This is a genomic window from Paenibacillus chibensis, from assembly GCF_004001045.1.
GTDB classification, from domain to species: domain Bacteria; phylum Bacillota; class Bacilli; order Paenibacillales; family Paenibacillaceae; genus Paenibacillus_AQ; species Paenibacillus_AQ chibensis.
Window position 1 is genome coordinate 30657 of sequence record NZ_BIMK01000040.1, and the last position, 18428, is coordinate 49084.

17 protein-coding genes are annotated in these 18428 nt (G+C 52.7%); all 17 read right to left on the minus strand.

The window, feature by feature from the left end:
* Positions 1–65: 65 nt before the first annotated feature.
* Positions 66–1706: a putative polysaccharide biosynthesis protein gene (locus tag PCH05_RS23920; protein ID WP_127606657.1), complete on the minus strand. Its 1641-nt coding sequence runs from the start codon at positions 1704–1706 to the stop codon at positions 66–68.
* 161 nt (positions 1707–1867) lie between these two features.
* The gene (gene spoVT, locus PCH05_RS23925) at positions 1868–2410 is read right to left on the minus strand and encodes a stage V sporulation protein T (protein WP_127606659.1); all 543 of its coding nucleotides are present in this window, start codon (positions 2408–2410) and stop codon (positions 1868–1870) included.
* 261 nt (positions 2411–2671) lie between these two features.
* Entirely contained in the window at positions 2672–3739 is a 1068-nt protein-coding gene (locus PCH05_RS23930) for a peptidylprolyl isomerase (protein ID WP_127606661.1), read from the minus strand.
* Complete coding sequence (gene mfd, locus PCH05_RS23935; protein WP_127606663.1) at positions 3726–7250, minus strand: transcription-repair coupling factor; 3525 nt, start codon at positions 7248–7250, stop codon at positions 3726–3728. The genes PCH05_RS23930 and mfd overlap by 14 nt, the downstream gene beginning before the upstream one ends.
* A 238-nt stretch (positions 7251–7488) precedes the next feature.
* Entirely contained in the window at positions 7489–7719 is a 231-nt protein-coding gene (gene fin, locus PCH05_RS23940; protein ID WP_127606665.1) for an anti-sigma-F factor Fin, read from the minus strand.
* A gap of 91 nt (positions 7720–7810) precedes the next feature.
* Positions 7811–8371, minus strand: a complete 561-nt coding sequence (gene pth / locus PCH05_RS23945) for an aminoacyl-tRNA hydrolase (RefSeq protein WP_127606667.1) — start codon at positions 8369–8371, stop codon at positions 7811–7813.
* 132 nt (positions 8372–8503) lie between these two features.
* Positions 8504–9457: a ribose-phosphate diphosphokinase gene (locus tag PCH05_RS23950; RefSeq protein WP_127606669.1), complete on the minus strand. Its 954-nt coding sequence runs from the start codon at positions 9455–9457 to the stop codon at positions 8504–8506.
* A gap of 108 nt (positions 9458–9565) precedes the next feature.
* Positions 9566–10957: a bifunctional UDP-N-acetylglucosamine diphosphorylase/glucosamine-1-phosphate N-acetyltransferase GlmU gene (glmU, locus tag PCH05_RS23955; protein ID WP_127606671.1), complete on the minus strand. Its 1392-nt coding sequence runs from the start codon at positions 10955–10957 to the stop codon at positions 9566–9568.
* 111 nt (positions 10958–11068) lie between these two features.
* Complete coding sequence (gene spoVG, locus PCH05_RS23960; protein ID WP_036712730.1) at positions 11069–11353, minus strand: septation regulator SpoVG; 285 nt, start codon at positions 11351–11353, stop codon at positions 11069–11071.
* Between the two features lie 193 nt (positions 11354–11546).
* Positions 11547–12377 carry a pur operon repressor gene (gene purR / locus PCH05_RS23965; protein WP_127606673.1) on the minus strand — a complete coding sequence of 277 codons (831 nt, stop codon included), beginning with the start codon at positions 12375–12377 and terminating at the stop codon, positions 11547–11549.
* Between the two features lie 169 nt (positions 12378–12546).
* The gene (gene ispE, locus PCH05_RS23970) at positions 12547–13401 is read right to left on the minus strand and encodes a 4-(cytidine 5'-diphospho)-2-C-methyl-D-erythritol kinase (RefSeq protein ID WP_127606675.1); all 855 of its coding nucleotides are present in this window, start codon (positions 13399–13401) and stop codon (positions 12547–12549) included.
* A gap of 150 nt (positions 13402–13551) precedes the next feature.
* A complete protein-coding gene (locus PCH05_RS23975) occupies positions 13552–13731 on the minus strand; it encodes a small, acid-soluble spore protein, alpha/beta type (protein ID WP_127606677.1) in 180 nt (59 codons plus the stop codon).
* A gap of 211 nt (positions 13732–13942) precedes the next feature.
* Positions 13943–14218, minus strand: a complete 276-nt coding sequence (gene veg / locus PCH05_RS23980) for a biofilm formation stimulator Veg (RefSeq protein WP_127606679.1) — start codon at positions 14216–14218, stop codon at positions 13943–13945.
* Between the two features lie 197 nt (positions 14219–14415).
* Complete coding sequence (yabG, locus tag PCH05_RS23985) at positions 14416–15312, minus strand: sporulation peptidase YabG (protein WP_127606681.1); 897 nt, start codon at positions 15310–15312, stop codon at positions 14416–14418.
* Between the two features lie 131 nt (positions 15313–15443).
* Positions 15444–16331 carry a 16S rRNA (adenine(1518)-N(6)/adenine(1519)-N(6))-dimethyltransferase RsmA gene (gene rsmA, locus PCH05_RS23990; RefSeq protein WP_127606717.1) on the minus strand — a complete coding sequence of 296 codons (888 nt, stop codon included), beginning with the start codon at positions 16329–16331 and terminating at the stop codon, positions 15444–15446.
* Positions 16331–16885 carry a ribonuclease M5 gene (gene rnmV, locus PCH05_RS23995; RefSeq protein WP_127606683.1) on the minus strand — a complete coding sequence of 185 codons (555 nt, stop codon included), beginning with the start codon at positions 16883–16885 and terminating at the stop codon, positions 16331–16333. Before rnmV ends, rsmA begins: the two co-directional genes overlap by 1 nt.
* Before the next feature lie 156 nt (positions 16886–17041).
* The gene (locus PCH05_RS24000) at positions 17042–18199 is read right to left on the minus strand and encodes a resuscitation-promoting factor (RefSeq protein ID WP_127606685.1); all 1158 of its coding nucleotides are present in this window, start codon (positions 18197–18199) and stop codon (positions 17042–17044) included.
* Between the last annotated feature and the right edge of the window lie 229 nt (positions 18200–18428).

The window sequence follows — 18428 nt, forward strand, 5'->3', positions numbered from 1 at the left end:
GTAATTGGCAACAGCTATACTATATCACGCCCGGCATCCGCACAAAAATATGAATGACGCCGCGGCTAGGCAAGCAGCCGGAGCCGGCGCAGCAGACCGGCAAGCGAAGCGCCGATCTTCGGCAGCATGCGCAGCTCCTGCTCGCTGAGCAGGCGTGTCTTCACGGCGCCGGCCAGGAACGCGGCGCCACCGGCCGCGGCCCCGGCCAGACTGGCCGCGGCGGCCGTGAGGCGGGCGTGCAGCCCGGCCGCGGACAGCAGCGCGTCCGCGGCGAGCATGGCGGCGCCCGCCGCCAGCGCCATGCCGGCGAGTACGGCCGCCGGCTTGAATAGCGTCGTACCGGCGCGAATGCGCAGGCCGGTACGGCGGGTCAGCAGCGCGATATTGAGCGCGGCTGCCAGGAAATGCGCGGCGACGCTGGCGATGGCCGCGCCGGTAATGCCAAGCTGCGGTACGAGCAGCAGGTTGAGAAGCGTCTTCGCCGCCGCTGCGGCCAGCAGATGCAGCGCCGGCGCCTTCACGATGCTGATGCCCTGCAGCAGGGCGGCCGAAATAATGCTGAGGGCGCTGCCGGCCGCCGTAAACGCGATCCAGCGGATCACGCTTGTTCCGTCCGTATCCTGATACAGGGCGATATTGACCGGCTGCGCGAGCATGGCGATTCCGATCGAAGCCGCCATGCCCGTCAGCCAGAACCAGCGCAGCGACAGGCGGCTCCGCTCCGCGACCAGCTGCTTGTCCCCCGTCACCTTGGCTTCAGCCAGCGCCGGAATGAACAGGACGGATAGCGAGGTCGCCAGCATTGTAATCAGCTGAACAATCGGCATGCCGCGGTTATACACGCCAAACTGCACCATCGCACCTGCCTCGCCGGCTCCCCCCGCTTTCAAGAGGCGCGGTACGGTAAAGGTATCGGCCAGGCTGACCAGCGATACGGCCAAAGCACCCAGGCAAACGGGAATCGCATACTTCAGCATGCTCCACAGCAGCTTGCCGCTGCCTTCGCGTTCACCTTCGTTCCCGGACCGTAAACTGTCTTCTATAACCGCATGGTGGCTGCGGCGATACCGGCGCCAATAGCCGCCCATCACGACCAGGCCTGCCGCTCCGCCGGCCGCCGAGCCGATGAGCGCTCCCGCAGCGATATGCTCCGCCGTGGCACCTGTGCTCGTTAAATAAACAAGCAGCACAATCATGACGCCAACCCGGACGCTCTGCTCCGTAATTTGCGATACGGCGGTCGGCATCATGTCCTGATATCCCTGAAAAAAGCCTCTTAGGCCGGACATGACCGGAACGAACAGCATGGCGATTGCCGAAGCCCGCAGCGCGGGCTCGACGCTCGCATTGTCGATCCAGCCTCCGATCAGCGGTGCGCCGAAATAAATCAATGAGCCTAACAGCAGGCCCGAGCAGGCAAGAGTCACTGATGCAATCCCGATAACCTGCCTGCTGCGGGCTTGCCTGCCCAGCGCAGCGTCCTCGGCCACAAATTTGGAAATGGCCGCCGGGAATCCGGCCAGCGCGAGCACAACCATCAAATTATAAAAGGGATATACCGTGTTATAAATACCAAATACCACGTCGCCGCCCATATTTTGCAGCGGTATTTTTTGCACTGTTCCGATCAGCTTCGACAGCACCATCGCGATGCTCAGCACGAACGCGCCCTGCAATATTTTCGAGGTTGTCCCCGCTTCTTTCATAGTCGTTTCCCTACTTCTTCCCCGAATTCAGACGATCAAGACCTGTTGATACCAGGCCGTATGGCCGTCAGCTTTCATTATACCTGGGAATCCGGACACAAAAAACTCCCGCTTCTTCTCCTGAACGCGGTATGCGTCCCGGAAGCGGGAGTTTGCCTTTCTTACTGCTCCATTTGTTTACCGAGAAACGCCGCAGCGGTTTCGGCCATTTTGATTTCAAGCTGCGACATTTTAACCGAGTCGTCCTTACTCAGGAGAATCACGGTACCGATCGGGTCACCGCCGGAGATGATCGGCGCCGCCACGAAGGACGACAGCGTTTCCTGATGATCTTTGCCAATCTCATAGCTGCCGGCGTTGGTTTCCAGCAGCGTCTTCCGGTTATCCATGCAGCTTTCGATCGGAGCCCCGATTTGCTTCTCCAGATACTCTTTCTTGGAGCCGCCGGCTACGGCGATGAACGTGTCTCGATCCGAAATAATGGTCGTGTGTCCCGTACCTTCATACAGCGATTCGGCATATTCCTTGGCGAAATCGCCAAGCTCTCCGATCGGCGAGTATTTCTTCAAAATGACTTCACCATCACGGTCAACAAAAATTTCAAGCGGATCTCCTTCACGGATTCGCAGTGTTCTTCTAATTTCTTTGGGGATGACCACTCTGCCCAGGTCATCGATTCGACGGACTATTCCAGTAGCTTTCATTGACATGTTGCCCCGCTTTCTCGAGAAGATTTTTCAACTACTGTTCGGATGGGAAGAGGTGTGTCCCAGGAATATAAGTGTGATATCTGACCATAGTATTCATCCTTTCCCAAATCCTTATACATGATCTTGGAATGAATAGTTGCGGTCCAATTGCGCACTTGCTCAGTAATGTATCCCCGTTTCCGGTCATGATAAAAACGCGGATCGCTCCGCGTTTTATATCTTATCACGGCATGTTGAGGCCAAGCCCGGGAGGTGTTACTTCGCGCTTGTGTCCCCGGATTTCACGTCTTCTTTGTTTGCTCCCGTGGAGTCTTGTTTATTCGTGCCGTCCGTGCTGCCGGACGTCTTGTCATCGGTCTTCGGCAAGTCGATTTTCGTAATGATATCCTTCAGCTCGTTCTGCATGAAGTTATCAATTTTGGCCGCGCCCAGGTTCTGCTTAATAATATCCTTCTGTTCCGCGGTGAGTTTGTCGTAAGGGGTCTCCTGCCGGGAATCGACCTTGAGGATATGGTAACCCAGCGTGGATTCGAACGGGTCGCTGACTTTGTCTAGCGGCAGCGTCAGCACCTTTTCTTTGAATTCCTGAACGCTCGTTTGACCCAGCGTGAATTTCTCGTACAATCCGCCGCTTTCCTTGGTGGCCGAATCATCGGAATACTTTTTGGCCATCTCGGCAAAATCCGCACCATTGTCCAGCTGCGCTTTCACGTCCTTGGCGATTTTAAGCGCCTCTTCCTTCGTGCGCTCCTTCTTGTCGCCGTACTGCAGACCAATCAGCACATGATGAAGCGTTGCCACCGTATAATCCTGCTTGGAGGATTCGTATTTGTTCTTGATATCGTCTTCGGTAACCTTTCCGGTCATATCCGCCAAAGCCGTCATGGCTTGTACCAGATATGCTTTCAGGTCCTCTTCCTTCAGGTTTTGGCCATCAAGCAGCTTTTTGAACTGCGCATCCCCCATGCTCTTTTTGTTCTGGTCGAGCACCTGGGTGGCTTGCTTCTCGCCCTCTTTTTTTGCCGTCTCATCCGCTTTGTTGCTCAAATATTCAAAAGCAATCTTCTGCTTTACCACATAATCCTGAAAATCGCTTAAGTTAATGAACTGGGAATATTCCGGCGACATGAAGGAGATGATCTTTTTCTGATTATCCAGCTCCTGCTCGGTAATTTCCCCGCCTTTATAGGTTGCTACGATCTTGCTAGAGTCGCTTTGATCCGCAGACTGGCTCTTTTCGCAAGCAGCCAGCATGGACACGGTCACCGCGGCGACGAGCGTCAGCACGAGACCCTTCCATGCCTTTTTGTTATTGAACAACATCCTGAAGCTCCTCCTTCGATTTAAACAGCTCTCGAATTGCCTTCAAGAATTGCTCCAGCAAACCCAGCAGCTGCCCGTCATCGAGCCCCTTACCCTTGATTCGGATCGACAAATGGGACTCCTGCTCAAATTGTACACGTCTTTCGAACTTATTGCCAACCTGGGCCAGCTTCGACGTGCTAAGCTTCTTCTCTTGTCCTTCATAAAACTTCAGCACGAGATCATCGCCGCGCCGGGTAATCGAGTCGATGCCGTACATTTTTCCGTATATTTTGAGGCGTGCGACCGTCAGCAGATTGACGACTGCGGCAGGCAGCTCTCCGAAGCGGTCGAGCAGCTCATCCTCGAGCTCCCGTTCATCGTTGAACGTTCCGACCGCCGCCACTTTTTTATAAATTTCGATCTTCTGAATGCTGTCATAAATATAATCGGCCGGCAAATACGCATCGATGCCGATGTCGATCATCGTGTTCCAAGCCTTCGAAGGCTCTTCCTTTTCGCCGAGCATGGAGACCTTGCGTTTCTTGATCTCTTCCGCAAGCATTTGCGAATACAGGTCAAAGCCGACAGAGGCAATAAAGCCGTGCTGCTCCGCCCCGAGCAGGTTCCCTGCGCCGCGGATGGACAAGTCGCGCATCGCGATCTTGAAGCCGGAACCGAGCTCCGTGAATTCCTTGATGGACTGCAGCCGCTTCTCCGCCACTTCGGTCAATACCTTGTCCCGCTGGTAGGTGAAATACGCATACGCGATCCGGTTGGACCGGCCTACGCGGCCGCGCAGCTGATACAGCTGGGACAGGCCCATTTTATCCGCATCATGCACGATCAACGTGTTGACGTTCGGGATGTCCACCCCGGTTTCAATGATGCTCGTGCTGACGAGTACATCGTATTCACCGTCGAGGAAATCGAGAATAGTCTTCTCAAGCTCCGATTCGGACATCTGTCCATGACCCACGCCGACTCTTGCCTCAGGGACAAGCGCCGTGATCTGGCTTGCCATTTCCTGAATGCCCTGAACCCGGTTGTACAGATAGTACACCTGTCCGCCGCGCGCCAGCTCGCGCTCGATCGCCTCGCGCACGAGCGTCTGACTGTACTCCACGACATAGGTTTGCACAGGAAAACGATTTTCCGGCGGAGTTTCGATGACCGACAAATCACGCACGCCCAGCATCGACATATGCAGCGTACGCGGAATTGGCGTCGCCGTCAGGGTGAGCACGTCGACATTCGTTTTCAGCTTCTTCAGCTTTTCCTTGTGCGTCACGCCAAAGCGCTGCTCCTCGTCCACGATGAGGAGTCCCAAATCCTTGAAGATTAAATCCTGGGAGAGCAGGCGGTGAGTACCGATGACGATGTCCACGGTTCCCTGGCGGATGCCCTTAATCGTCTCGTTTTGCTCCTTGCGGGAGCGGAAACGGCTCAGCACCTGAATATTGATCGGATATCCGGAAAAACGCTCTCGGAACGTCTCGTAATGCTGCTGCGCCAAAATGGTCGTTGGTACGAGAACCGCAACCTGTTTGCCTTCCATGGCCGCCTTGAAGGCCGCCCGGATGGCCACCTCTGTTTTGCCGTAACCTACGTCTCCGCACAGCAGCCGGTCCATCGGACGATTCTGCTCCATGTCTTTCTTGATTTCCTCGATGGCGCGCAGCTGATCCCGCGTCTCATCATACGGGAACATCTCCTCGAATTCGCGCTGCTCGGCCGTATCCTTTTCAAAGCCAAATCCCGTCGTCGACTGGCGCTCCGCGTACAGCTTAATAAGATCGTCGGCGATATCCTGCACGGATGAACGGACTTTGCTTTTGACCTTATTCCACTCGTTGCCGCCAAGCTTATATACTTTGGGCTCCTTGTCCTCGGAACCGACATATTTCTGGATCAGATCGATTTGTTCAATCGGTACGGACAGCTTGTCGCCGCCGGCGTAAAGAATATGCATATAATCTTTATGGATGCCGTTGATTTCCAGGGTGCCGATCCCCATATATTTACCGATCCCGTGATTTTGGTGGACGACGTAATCTCCCACCTTCAGCTCGGTATAGCTCTTGATGCGTTCGGCATTGTCGATGTTCTTGCCCAGCTTGCGGATTTTACGCTGTTTCTGCGAGAACATTTCGCCTTCGGTAATGACGGCCAGATGAATGGAAGGCATTTCGAAACCGGTCTGGAGGTTACCCTGCAGCATCACCGGCTCATCAATGTTATAGTCCTGCAGCACGCGCCGCATCCGGTCCAGCCGCTCCTCGCCGCTTGCGAGCATAATGACCTGGACGCCGGACTTATGCCAACGCTCCATTTCGGATTTGAGCACGTTCATTTGTCCATGAAAATCCTGCATTCCGCGGCTAATGAAGTTCAGAATGTTTTGCGGCTGGGTATGCGGCACCTGACGCAGGAAAATGGACATGAATACCGTCTGGAACGGACGGTGGTAGAGGACCGTTTCATTTTCCACCGATAAATGAAGCTGCGGTAACGTTTTACCGTTCTGAAGCAGATGCAGGTTCCACTCCGACTCATCACGCTCCAGTTGTCTTGCCGTCTCCAGGAGACGGGCGGGCTCATCCAGAATCAGTACCGTATCCTTCGGCATGTAATCATATAACGTTTTGCGCTCCGGATAGAGGAGAGATATATATTTATAGATTTCAGGAAAATAGACCTGCTCGCGCAAAAGCTCCATTTCCCGGTTCATTTCTTCCGTCAGGCGAAGCTTGGCTTGGCGGTCGGTCATTTTGCCGAGCTGCTCCTCCAGCAAATGCCCTGCAGCCTCCGCGGCCTGCACCAGCCGGTGCTGATCGGCAATGATTTCCTTGCACGGCGTAATGTTCACTTCTTTGACCTTATCAATCGAACGCTGATCCGCGGGGTCGAAGGTGCGGATCGAGTCCACCTCGTCGTCAAACAGCTCCACACGGAATGCCAACTGCGAGGTCATCGGGTAGAAATCGATGATTCCGCCTCGCAGGCTCATCTCGCCTTTGCCTTCCACGCGCTCCACACGCTCATAACCCATTTCAATCATGCGGGCCATGAATTCATCCACGCTCAGCGTGCCGCCGTCTTCAATGCGAATCCGTGCGCTTCTCATGACTTCCGGCGCAGGCAGAAACCGGCGCACCCCCGAAAAAGGTGCCACCACGACGCCCGAAAAGCCCTGGGCACATTTCATCAGCACATCGATGCGCTGAGCCAGGGTTTCCGGACTGGAGACGGCTGACTCCGCAGCTACCAGTTCATTCGCCGGATACAGAAGAACCTGCTCGGGTGTAAGCGCTTCCTGTAAATCCTCCGCGATTTTTTGTGCGGAAAACATATTATGGGTCACAATCAGCATCGGACGTTTCACTTCTTCAAACAACGCCGCCAGCATGATCTGCCGCGCAGAGCCCGACAAGCCGGACACCAGCTGTTCTTTCATTCCGGCCTTCACGCCGGCCATAACGGACTGTAGATCCGGATCTTTGGAAAACGCTTCTATAAGTGCTTGTAACAAAAGGGGCACCTCTCTCATGCTAACTTTTAGGGACTTTTCAAAAAGACTGCTCTATGTTTATTCATCCATAGCCTGTTGATTCTTGTACTCATTGCCGGGTATCCGAAATTTTACCATAAAAATGGTTCGATGTTGCGATTCTTTCTTTTCCTTGTACAAAGAATCCTCAGGGAATACCGAAAAGAAGCCTCAGCAAACCGCCAAGGCCCCAAAAACGAAGGGTATCCCGATCGTAACGTTATTGCAGCGGACTTGTTACCAAGCTCAGCTCCGGATTCTGTTCCAGTGCCTCTCTGCAGTAATCGCAGATCACTTTTACCGTCATATCTCCGCTTAAATCATACGCTATTATATCTCTACGTTCCGCAGGGGTCAAGGAATGAAGCCCCAGCTGCATGTCGGTCACTTGGGCCGAATCAATACTTCCTAGCGGCGTGCGGCAGTGTCGGCAGATATAATTTATAGCCATCTTATGCCTCCTGAAGGTGTTTTATACCCTCATTATGCCCTTTATCCGCCAGATTTAGCCCTGGCTCCGCAGCAGTCCCCCATTTTTTTGCCTACCCGTTAAACTTCGCCATCGTTTGCTCATACGTATGACCGAGACTGAATTCAGCGGCGTCGCATGCATGCTCGATCATTCGTTCAAGGGGCTCCTTTTCCTTTTTGGGAAAAGCGGACAAGACATAATCCACAACAGCAAAGCCCGGCTCCGGACGCGAAATCCCCATGCGGATGCGGTTGAACACCTGCGTTCCCGTATGCTGAATGATCGACTTGATGCCATTGTGGCCGCCGGCGCTGCCCTGATATCGCAGACGAATTTTGCCGATCTCCGTATCCAGGTCATCATACACGACGATCATATCTTCCAATTTGACCTTGTAATAATCCATATAGGCACGCACGGCTTCGCCTGATAGATTCATGTAAGTCATCGGCTTGATGAGCACGACCTTGTCCGTTCCGATAAAGCCTTCACCGATCAGGGCTTTGCATTTGCTCGGACCAAAGCTGATTCCATGTCTCTTTGCCAAAGCGTCGAGCATCATAAATCCGACATTATGGCGAGTCTTCTCGTAATTTGAACCGGGATTCCCGAGTCCGACAATCCATTTCATGTTGATTCTATTCCTCCAGGCCGCATGATATGGCGAGAAGGGTTATATTTCCCTTGGCGGGAAACATAACCCTCTCTGCACTTTTCTATCGAGTAAACGCAAGTTCACGAGAACTTGCCCCACTCCATAGCTCTATTCGATTTCAAACAGCTTGCTGATCGACAGTTCTTCATGAACCCGGATAATCGCTTCGCCCATAAGCGGAGCTACCGAAAGCACTTTAATTTTGTTGCTAGGGTCAGGATGCATGATCGGAATGGTATCCGTCACAATCACTTCACTCAGCGGAGAGTTTTCAAGACGTTCCATCGCCGGTCCGGAGAATACCGGATGCGTACAGCAGGCGTAGACTTCCTTCACGCCGCCTTCCATCAGTGCGTTGGCACCCAGGACGATCGTTCCGGCTGTGTCGATGATATCATCGATCAGAATCGCGGTTTTGCCTTCGATGTTCCCGATGATGTTCATGACTTCACTCACATTTGGTTCCGGACGGCGCTTGTCGATGATCGCGAGCGGCGCATTCAGGAAATCCGCCAGCTTTCTGGCACGTACCACGCCGCCATGGTCAGGCGATACGACGACCGGATTTTCGATCTGCTTGGAACGGAAATACTGTGCCAGAATCGGCACGCCCAGCAAATGATCCACCGGAATATCGAAAAAACCTTGAATCTGCATCGCATGCAAATCCATCGTGATGACACGATGCGCACCCGCTTTTTCAATCAGGTTCGCCACCAGCTTCGCCGTGATCGGATCGCGGGAACGGGCCTTGCGGTCCTGACGCGCATAACCGTAGTAAGGAATAACCACGTTAATGCTTTTCGCGGAAGCGCGTTTCAAGGCATCGACCATGATGAGCAGCTCCATCAAATTGTCGTTAACCGGCCCGCAGGTAGACTGCACTACGTACACATGGCAGCCGCGAACGCTCTCATTCAGTTTTACCTGAATTTCGCCGTCGCTGAAGCTGGTCGTATGAGAATCGCCCATAGGAATTCCGATGTAATCAGCAATTTGCTGCGCGAGCTTCGGATTGGAGTTACAAGTAAAAATCTTTAATTTCGAATCACAATAAGTCATAGAATAAAAACCCTCCGTGCTGGTTCATTGAAATTCATGCCTGTCTCCATTGCCGTTTGAACAATGTTCGTTTCCTATTACTATTTAATCATCCTTTGGACGTGAAAGCTACTTCTTGTCTTTTTTTGCCTTTGCGCGGGCGCGGATTTTCTCTGCATATCCCGGTTTGTTCTCTTGACGCTGTCTGGCGATTGCCAGATCATTCTCAGGCACGGACTGCGTAATGGTCGAGCCGGCAACCACGTAGGCACCTTTTCCAACCGTCACAGGGGCAATCAGATTCACGTTGCTGCCGATAAAAGCATCATCTTTGATATCCGTTACGAACTTATTATACCCATCGTAGTTGACAGTTATCGCTCCGCAGCCGACATTGACGTTTTTGCCTACGTTCGCGTCACCGATGTAGCTGAGATGAGACACCTTGGAACCGTTATCGATCTTGGCATTTTTAATCTCCACGAAATCGCCGACCTTCACGTCTTCGCCGAGGCACGCCTTCGGACGCAGATATGCAAAAGGACCGACAGTGGTACGGCTACCGACTTCGGCCTGATCGAGCACGGAATGCTTGATGGCGACGCCGTCGCCAATTACGGAATCCTTGATATCGCTTTGCGGTCCGATGTGGCAGTCTTCACCGATCACGGTGCTGCCCTTCAGCACGGTACCCGGATGAACAACGGTATCGGAACCTATGGTTACGTCTGCGCCAATATACGTAGAAGCCGGATCAATGATCGTTACCCCGTTCAGCATATGGCGTTTGTTGATGCGCTCGCGCATCAGCCGTTCTGCTTCCGAGAGGGCCAGACGGTCATTCACGCCGATGGATTCTGCATAGTCCTCGGTCATGTGTCCCAGAACCGTCTCATTTTGATTCACCAGAATGCCGATGACATCGGTCAAATAATATTCCTGCTGCACGTTCTGGTTGGTTACCTTCTCCAAGGCTGCGAACAGCTTGGCATTATCAAAGCAGTAAGTACCTGTATTAAATTCACGAACGGCATCCTCTTCCGGCGAGCAGTCCTTCTGTTCGACGATGCGAAGAACACTGCCATCCTCGCTGCGGATGACGCGTCCGTAGCCCTTTGGATTTTCCGTATACGCAGTGAGTACCGTTGCGGCCGCATGGTTGCTTTCATGAAGCTCGGTCAGAGCCTCCAGCGTTTCGGCGGTCACAAGTGGGGTATCTCCGCAAATCACAATGGTGGAGCCTTGCTCCGAGCCCAGCAGATCCTTCGCCATTTTGACGGCATGACCTGTTCCGAGCTGCTGCTCCTGCAGTACATATTCAGCGGTCTCACCCAGATAAGATTGGACAGCTTCCGCGCCGTGTCCTACAATAACAACGCTGCGCTCACAGTTGACTTGTTTCACCGTATCCAGCACATGCCCTACCATAGGCTTTCCACAGACGGGGTGCAGCACTTTGTACAGTTTCGATTTCATTCGTTTACCCTGCCCTGCGGCAAGAACAATCGCCATTCTTTTCAAGGGTCTTGACCTCCTACTCTTGAACTCACTACTGAATATATCGTATTCTACGCAAAAAGAAAAGAGAGCCATAGTCCTGGCTCTCTTTTCCTTGAACCCCAATTGTAAAGCTTAAGCGCCTTCCTCAATCACTTCTTCTTCATTGGCAGCGCGTTCATATTCCGCCAGAACAGCCGTTTGGATCTTCTCCCGAGTACCGGAAGAGATCGGATGGGCGATGTCGCGGAATTCTCCGTCAGGAGTACGCTTGCTCGGCATAGCAACGAACATTCCATTGTTTCCATCGATGACCCGAATATCATGAACCACAAATTCGTTATCAATGGTAATGGATGCGATTGCTTTCATTCTCCCCTCAGAGTTGACTCGGCGGAGTCTGACATCCGTAATTTGCATGTGTGTCACCACCTTTTTCCATCAGAGACTTGGGTAGTATAATTCCACACAGCGAAGCGAAATCCTCTTTTTTGGGGCAACAAAATGTCCTAAATTCAGGAATTTTTTTATAAGATTGAAAATGTCGACAGACTTCGGAACTATTCGCCGATAAAAGATTTTAATCGACAAAATTTGCAGCATCCACCAACATTTATCGTTTGTTAAAATAGTTTCCGGGATTGACGTCAATTTCCTTCGATTTCGAATCGACCCCTGTCAGGGTCGCCAGCGAAACGTAATCATGAAGTAAACGCTCCTCCGACTCCACGGCTCCCGACTCGACCAAAACACCGACGCCTGCCACTTCCGCATCAAATTCAGCCAGCAGGTCCACCATGCCTTGAATCGTCCCGCCCGCCTTCATGAAGTCATCCACGATCAGGACTTTGGATTTCTCCTTCAGCGCGCGGCGCGACAGAGACATCGTATGGATGCTCTTATGTGAACCGGACACATAGTTGATGCTTACCGCCGAACCTTCCGTCACCTGATGGTCCCTCCGAACCAGAACAACCGGCAGGTTCAGCTGGGCTCCGGTCGCATAGGCCAAAGGAATGCCTTTGGTTTCCACCGTCATGACCACATCGATTTCCTGATCGCCAAAGACGGTGGCGAAAATTTTGCCCGCTTCGTTCATCAGCGACGGCTGCCCCAGCAGATCAGACATGTACAAATATCCGCCCGGAAGAATCCGGTCCTTCTGCTGCAGCTGGCTGCACAGCTCCTGAGCAAACACGAGAGCCCGCTCCTTCGGGATCTTGGGAATAAACTTGACCCCACCCGCAGCCCCGGCCAGCGTCAGCAGTTCTCCCATGCCCTCGTCCTCGAACACTTCCTTGATAATGACCAGATCCTCGCTGATGGAGGATTTGGCGGCCCCGTACCGGTCAGCGAACGTGGTAAGCGGGATTAATGTATGGGGTCTGGACAGCAGATACTGGGTCATCTCAACCAGACGCGCGCTTCGCTTTAACTTTTTCACGAAAGACTCCTCGCTATCACTTATTCATTAAAAATCCAGTCCCAAAATTAAAGTCGAATGCGTAATTTCAAGACATTTTCCAATTCATTTCCTTTTATATGTGCAAAATCCGAATATTATAGTATAAATATAACATTTTTGTACGTGTTTGTACAATCCCTGGAAGCTCTTAGGTCAGCAGCCGCACCGCGTAAACTTCTTTGCAGAAGCCCCGCAGTCCATTGTAAATCCGCGCTACCTTCGATTCCTTATATACCAGACCAAAGACTGTAGGTCCGCTCCCCGACATCAAGGCGCCGTCGGCTCCGAGCTTCAGCATGGCTTCCTTCAGCTGTTCCACCTGCGGATGGAGCCTAAGCGTGACATCCTCCAGCACATTGCCGAGACCGGCGCATACCGCGCCGAAATCGCCCGCTTCAATCGCCTGGATCATCCCGCTTGCGGACGGATGCCGTTTGACCTCTGCCGCTCTGAATTTTCCATAAACCTCGGCGGTCGATACGTTAATCGGCGGCTTGGCCAAAATCACCCAGCACTGCAGCGGATTGCTGACAGGCGTCAGCTTTTCTCCGCGGCCCGTCGCCAGGGCAGTTCCTCCCGTTACGCAGAAGGGAACATCCGAGCCCAGCTCAGCGCCCAGCTCCTGCAGCTCTGAGACCGGGATGTTTAAGTTCCACAGCCGGTTTAATCCCCGCAGTGCCGCGGCTGCATCACTGCTTCCTCCGGCCAGGCCTGCGGCTACCGGTATTTTTTTATCCAGATGGATATGCACGCCGCTTCTGACATCATAACGGTCTTTAATCAGCTTGGCCGCCTGAAAGGCTAGGTTCTTCTCATCCAGCGGAATATATCCGGCCTGGCTCGTAATAATGATTGTATCGCGCGGCAGTGCCGACATCTCTAAGCGATCCGCCAGGTCCACCATCGTCATGACCATTTCGACCTCGTGAAACCCGTCAGGCCGTTTATGTAGTACGTCCAGCATCAAATTAATTTTGGCTGGCGCTTTCTCGTAAATTTTCAAGGCGTTCACCCACCCTTAAGTATCCCTCTTATCAGCTTCAAATCATTATATCAAACTGGACCATGCAAGTCATTTCGAACCTGATTTTCGTTATGAAAAACGGAGATCCCCATGCAACATGGAGGTCTCCGCCGCAATTCCGTTATTCTTTTACGACTTGCGCGCGGCTGCCTCTTCGGCGAGCTGAATGGCGCGTTTCACCATATTGCCGGCATCCTTGGCTTTGATTCCGCCCCAGCCTTCCTGCTGCACGGTCTCGTAAAAGCCCAAATCCTTGGCAAGCTCGTTTTTCAGCTCTTCCGACATGACGCTGCGACGTCTGCGGCTCATGGCAAAATCCCCCTTCTCATCCTCTTCTACGATTACTGCGAAAAGCGGTCCTGCACCCGCCCCCTGGCAGAGACGGCTCCCTTCAGATTGAATCCATGGATATAGGCCATGCTTTATGTATTATTTCTCACCACGGATCAGCTCATTCGAAAAAATCGCTGCCAACAAAAAACAGCCCTCCGCGAAGGATGGCTGTTCCGAAATAATAAAGTTACGCTTTTTCCAGCTCAATCCGCGTGTTCACATTATCATCGCAAATGGTGACTTCCACGGATTCAGTAAGAATATCTGCATAGCTGTATGAAACACGTTTAAAGGTTTGCTGTTCTTGGTCCAGCTTGACGATAAAAACAGATGGGTACGTTTCTTCCAAGACACCAGTTCGTTCGACGGTCTTTCGGCGACCACCGTTTGCCCGAAGCGATATTTTTTGACCCACATGGGCTTCGAGATTTCGTTTGATTTCCAACAGCGCATTTTTAGCCATTGTCGACGACCACCTCTTTCCTTGTCCATTATAACTCAGACAGAAGTTTTTGTCAAATAAAACTTAAATTATATCAGCATTAATTTTATGTTGTCAACGGATTTTTTTGCGGGATTTTGTCATCTTTCCGCATACACGCCGTAAACGACAAAAAACCTTAATCGATAAAGCATGATTAAGGTTCAAGGAACTTATTTTCACATGACCGAAGGCGTGACCTTCAGCTGCGTGAGATCATTCAGACGCGGCAATCCGATGCGGTAGCTGCCGCGGGTCTCGATGCCGCCTACGCCCTGCGTTCCACTGATCGTATTGTGAAGCACATCCGTCATGTCGATCGTCTCCCTGATGGACGTAAATGAAGCCTTAGCCGCGACATAGACCGGATCCAGCGCATGGATGAGGATGCGCCCCGGCGAGCTGGCGAAGTTCGCTCCCGCTTGCAGCAGCGCCTCAAAATGCGACTGGCACGCACCCGCGATCACCGTCAGGGTGTCATAATGCCGTTCGTACTGTCTAGCCACCTGAATGGCTGTCACGAAATTTTGCGAATTTTTGTAGCTGTTCAAGCTGTACAAGTCATTATTCGGACGCTGCTTCAGCACCCCGTCATGGCCTGTGATGACGACGATATCCGGCCTTACTCTCGGCAAAAGCCGGTATAGCGCATCCGCCATCCCCGATTCGTTGACATAATGGCCTTCCACCGGTACGCGCAGCTGCTGGTATAGGCTGAGACTCTTCTTTAAGTAATTTAAATCTCCATCGAGATGGAGCACTTTACCCGGAACCTCAAAATAAGACGGCTGTTCCACCATCGGCCAATCTCCGCCCAGATTCACCTGATTGCGCTGGGTTTGTTCCTCGCGGAGGCGCTTCAGCCTGCTCAGTGACTCGTTTGCTCTAATATTGGCCTTCTGGGATCTCTCGCTAAGCGGTGCATACGGCACCCTGACGAGATCATCCAGGGGCGAATCAGCCAGCAGCCGAAACTCGGTCCCCTTGATTACAGCCAGATTGCTCCGCATATCCTCCACACGAAAAGCGACATCACCGCCATATGATTTGCGGACGACCAGGTCTCCTACATTCATCACAACATCACCCCTACCCCATGGTATGGGCAAATCTCCCTAATGGTTCTTCCCTTTTGCCAAAATAAGCTTGGAACGCCGCTTCGGGCCTGTCCCCCGTGAATCCTGTCATACGCCCATTTCGAAGGGTTTTATCCGCGGATTCCTGCCTTCAGCAGTATATTGCTAAGCGTGGCATACTCCTGCAGGCTCAGGGTTTCGCCGCGGCGTGAAGGCTCGATTCCCGCTTCGGACAGCAAAGCCTCCAGCCGTTCTCTTCCCTCCCCCGGGAAGAAGCGCGACTTCAAATTGTTGGCGATCGTCTTCCGCCGCTGCGCGAAGGAAGCTTGGACAACCAGGAAGAAGAACGCCTCGTCGTCGACTTCGACCGGAGGCTGCTCGCGCACGGTCAGCCGGATGACGGCCGATTCCACGTTAGGCTGAGGAATAAACACCGTCCTTGGTACGATGCAGACCAGCTCCGGAACGCTGTAGTACTGCACGGCGATGCTGAGGCTGCCGTAATCCTTCGTTCCCGGTGATGCGGCCATGCGCTCCGCTACCTCTTTTTGGATCATAACGACGATGTTCTCGAGCGGCAGCTTCTCTTCCAGCAGCTTCATCAGAATCGGGGTCGTTACGTAGTACGGCAGATTAGCTACAACGCTTACCTTGGAGACATCGGCAAAATCCTGCTGAAAGAGCGCCTCCAGATCGGTTTTCAGTACATCGGCGTGATGGATACGTACATGCGGGTACGGCTCCAGAACCTCCTGGAGGATCGGTACCAGCCTTTGGTCGATCTCGACAGCCGTTACCGCCTTGGCCTGCTGCGCCAGCTTCTCGGTCAGCGCCCCGATCCCGGGTCCGATTTCAAGCGCTCCCTTGGTGGAATCCAGGTCGGCAGCCGCAACGATTTTATTCAAAATATTCTGGTCGATCAAAAAGTTCTGCCCCAGGCTTTTCTTGAATGAAAAACCATGGCGCTGAATAATCTCCTTCGTCCGCCTTGGCGAGGCGATATCATCCATGCCGTTCATCATATATTATTGTCCCCTTCCTGTTCCAAACGGGCCAGCGCCTCCGCAAATTCCTCCCGCGTGATCTGAAAAACGGCCAAGCGCTTGTAAAACTGCTTGCCGTTGCAATATCCGATGCCGAGAAGGTTCCCCATCGTCATTCGTCTGTGAGCCGCATCCGGATGCACCAGCAGACCGGCTGTTACCAGGTCCTCCATCTCAATCTGGCTCTCAGCTCCCTCATAGGACGTATGTACGCGCGAGAGCGCCTTTCGGATCGCCTCCGGCGAGGCGTTCTCTACGCCGATATCGCCTTTTCGCGTCGCGTCCTCTTCCGGGATGAAGGCATGCTTGCATCCGGGCACCTTGTTTGCAATAATTTTGCGGATCCGCTCACCCGCATGATCCGGATCAGTCAGCACGATGACCCCGCGGCGCTCCTGTGCGAGCGCGATCCGCTTCAGAATCCGGCTGTTGATTGCCGAGCCCCCGGTTTCGATCGTATCGGCCTCCACCGCACGTTTGATTGCCACGGTGTCGTCCCGTCCCTCAACGACGATGACTTCTTTAATCATGACCCTTTCTTCCTTTCCACAAAAAGCTCATCCGTCCTTGCGCCAAGCGTTTTTCGGACATCCAAACAACAAAAAGAAGAGGAGTGCTCCTCTTCTTTAGCATGACATTTTCATGATCATAATACTATAACATTAGAATGGCAATGTAAAACCAAATTAATTCAGTTCCGGCTTCACCGGACCGATGACATATACCTTGAGTCCGGACTTGCGGCCAAAGCTGTTAGCACGCTTCGTGGAGTCATAATAGATGTCGATCTTATTGCCCTTGATGGCTCCGCCTGTATCTTCTGCGCGGCGGAAGCCTACGCCTTCGATGTATACCCACCAGCCGAGCGGAATCACGCTTGGGTCCACGGCAATGGTACGGCCTTCCGTGACGCGCGTTCCTGTGGCGGTTCGGGTTCCGATGCCCGGCTCGCCGGCGGAATAGGCGGTCATGGATACATGAATCATTTTTTTATATGAGAAATCAACGCCGGCCTTACTTACCCGGTTATTGCTGCTGACAGCATTTTTGGTCTGGACCTTGCTCGCCGGTTTCGCCGACGCCGTTTTGACGACAGCTTCAACCGGTTTCTTTTTGGTGCCGACCGCAATGACTTTATCCAGTGTTTTGGTCTGCACTTCTTTGCCTACCATGCGCATGGAAACCATTTTCCCGTCATGGTATACCTTTTCGATGTGCTGCACCATCACGCCCGGCGAACCTTGCTGCACGACGCGGACCTCACCGGCCGTCAAGCTGGGATCAGCCGTCTTAATGACGCGGAAAGGCAGGCTTTCCTGGCGCTGTACAACCTGTTTGCTGACACGCACGATTCGAATATCCGTTTGACCTGTCACAGGCTCGTTCAGAGCCGGCGTTACTTTGTCTGTCTCTTTCAGCGAAATGCCCATTTCCTTCAGGACTTCGCTCACGGTGTTGCCCGTTGTATTCCAATGCTTTGTTGCTCTATCAGCTGTCAGTGAAACAGATACCGCACGATCGATGACCACTTTGTCTCCATCCTGAAGCGAACCGCTCAGCGGCATGGAAATCTGATCTTCCGGTCTAAGACTGATAGACTGCTCCTCCAGCATTTCTTGTAATAAAGATGTATGGGTCTGTATCGATTTGACCTGACCGTCTACCACCAGGTATACCTGCTTACGCGTCTGCGTGTTGACAAGCAGCAGTACCATGACGGTAACCGCGATTGAAACGATAGCTGCAGTAGAGATTTGGCGCAAATTCTCATGCTTCCATCGCAATGCGTAAGACATGCTGGAGTTTTTGGAATCATGGGACTCTTCTGGTCGGAAAATGCCCACTTTCTCGATCCTCCTTCATAGCCTCGCCATTTTAGAGTTACGCATGAATGACTTTGACGCGGGCTATACTCAGATTTTTACAAGGTCGCACAAGGATCATGCGCTCTCGCACCATGAACCTGTCTTTTTTTCATGATTTGTCACCTCCTGTTATACAACAGTATGACGACGCCTTCTCCTTTATTCAAAACAAAAGAAGCCGGATAAAGAGCTTATGAGGACTCTTTCG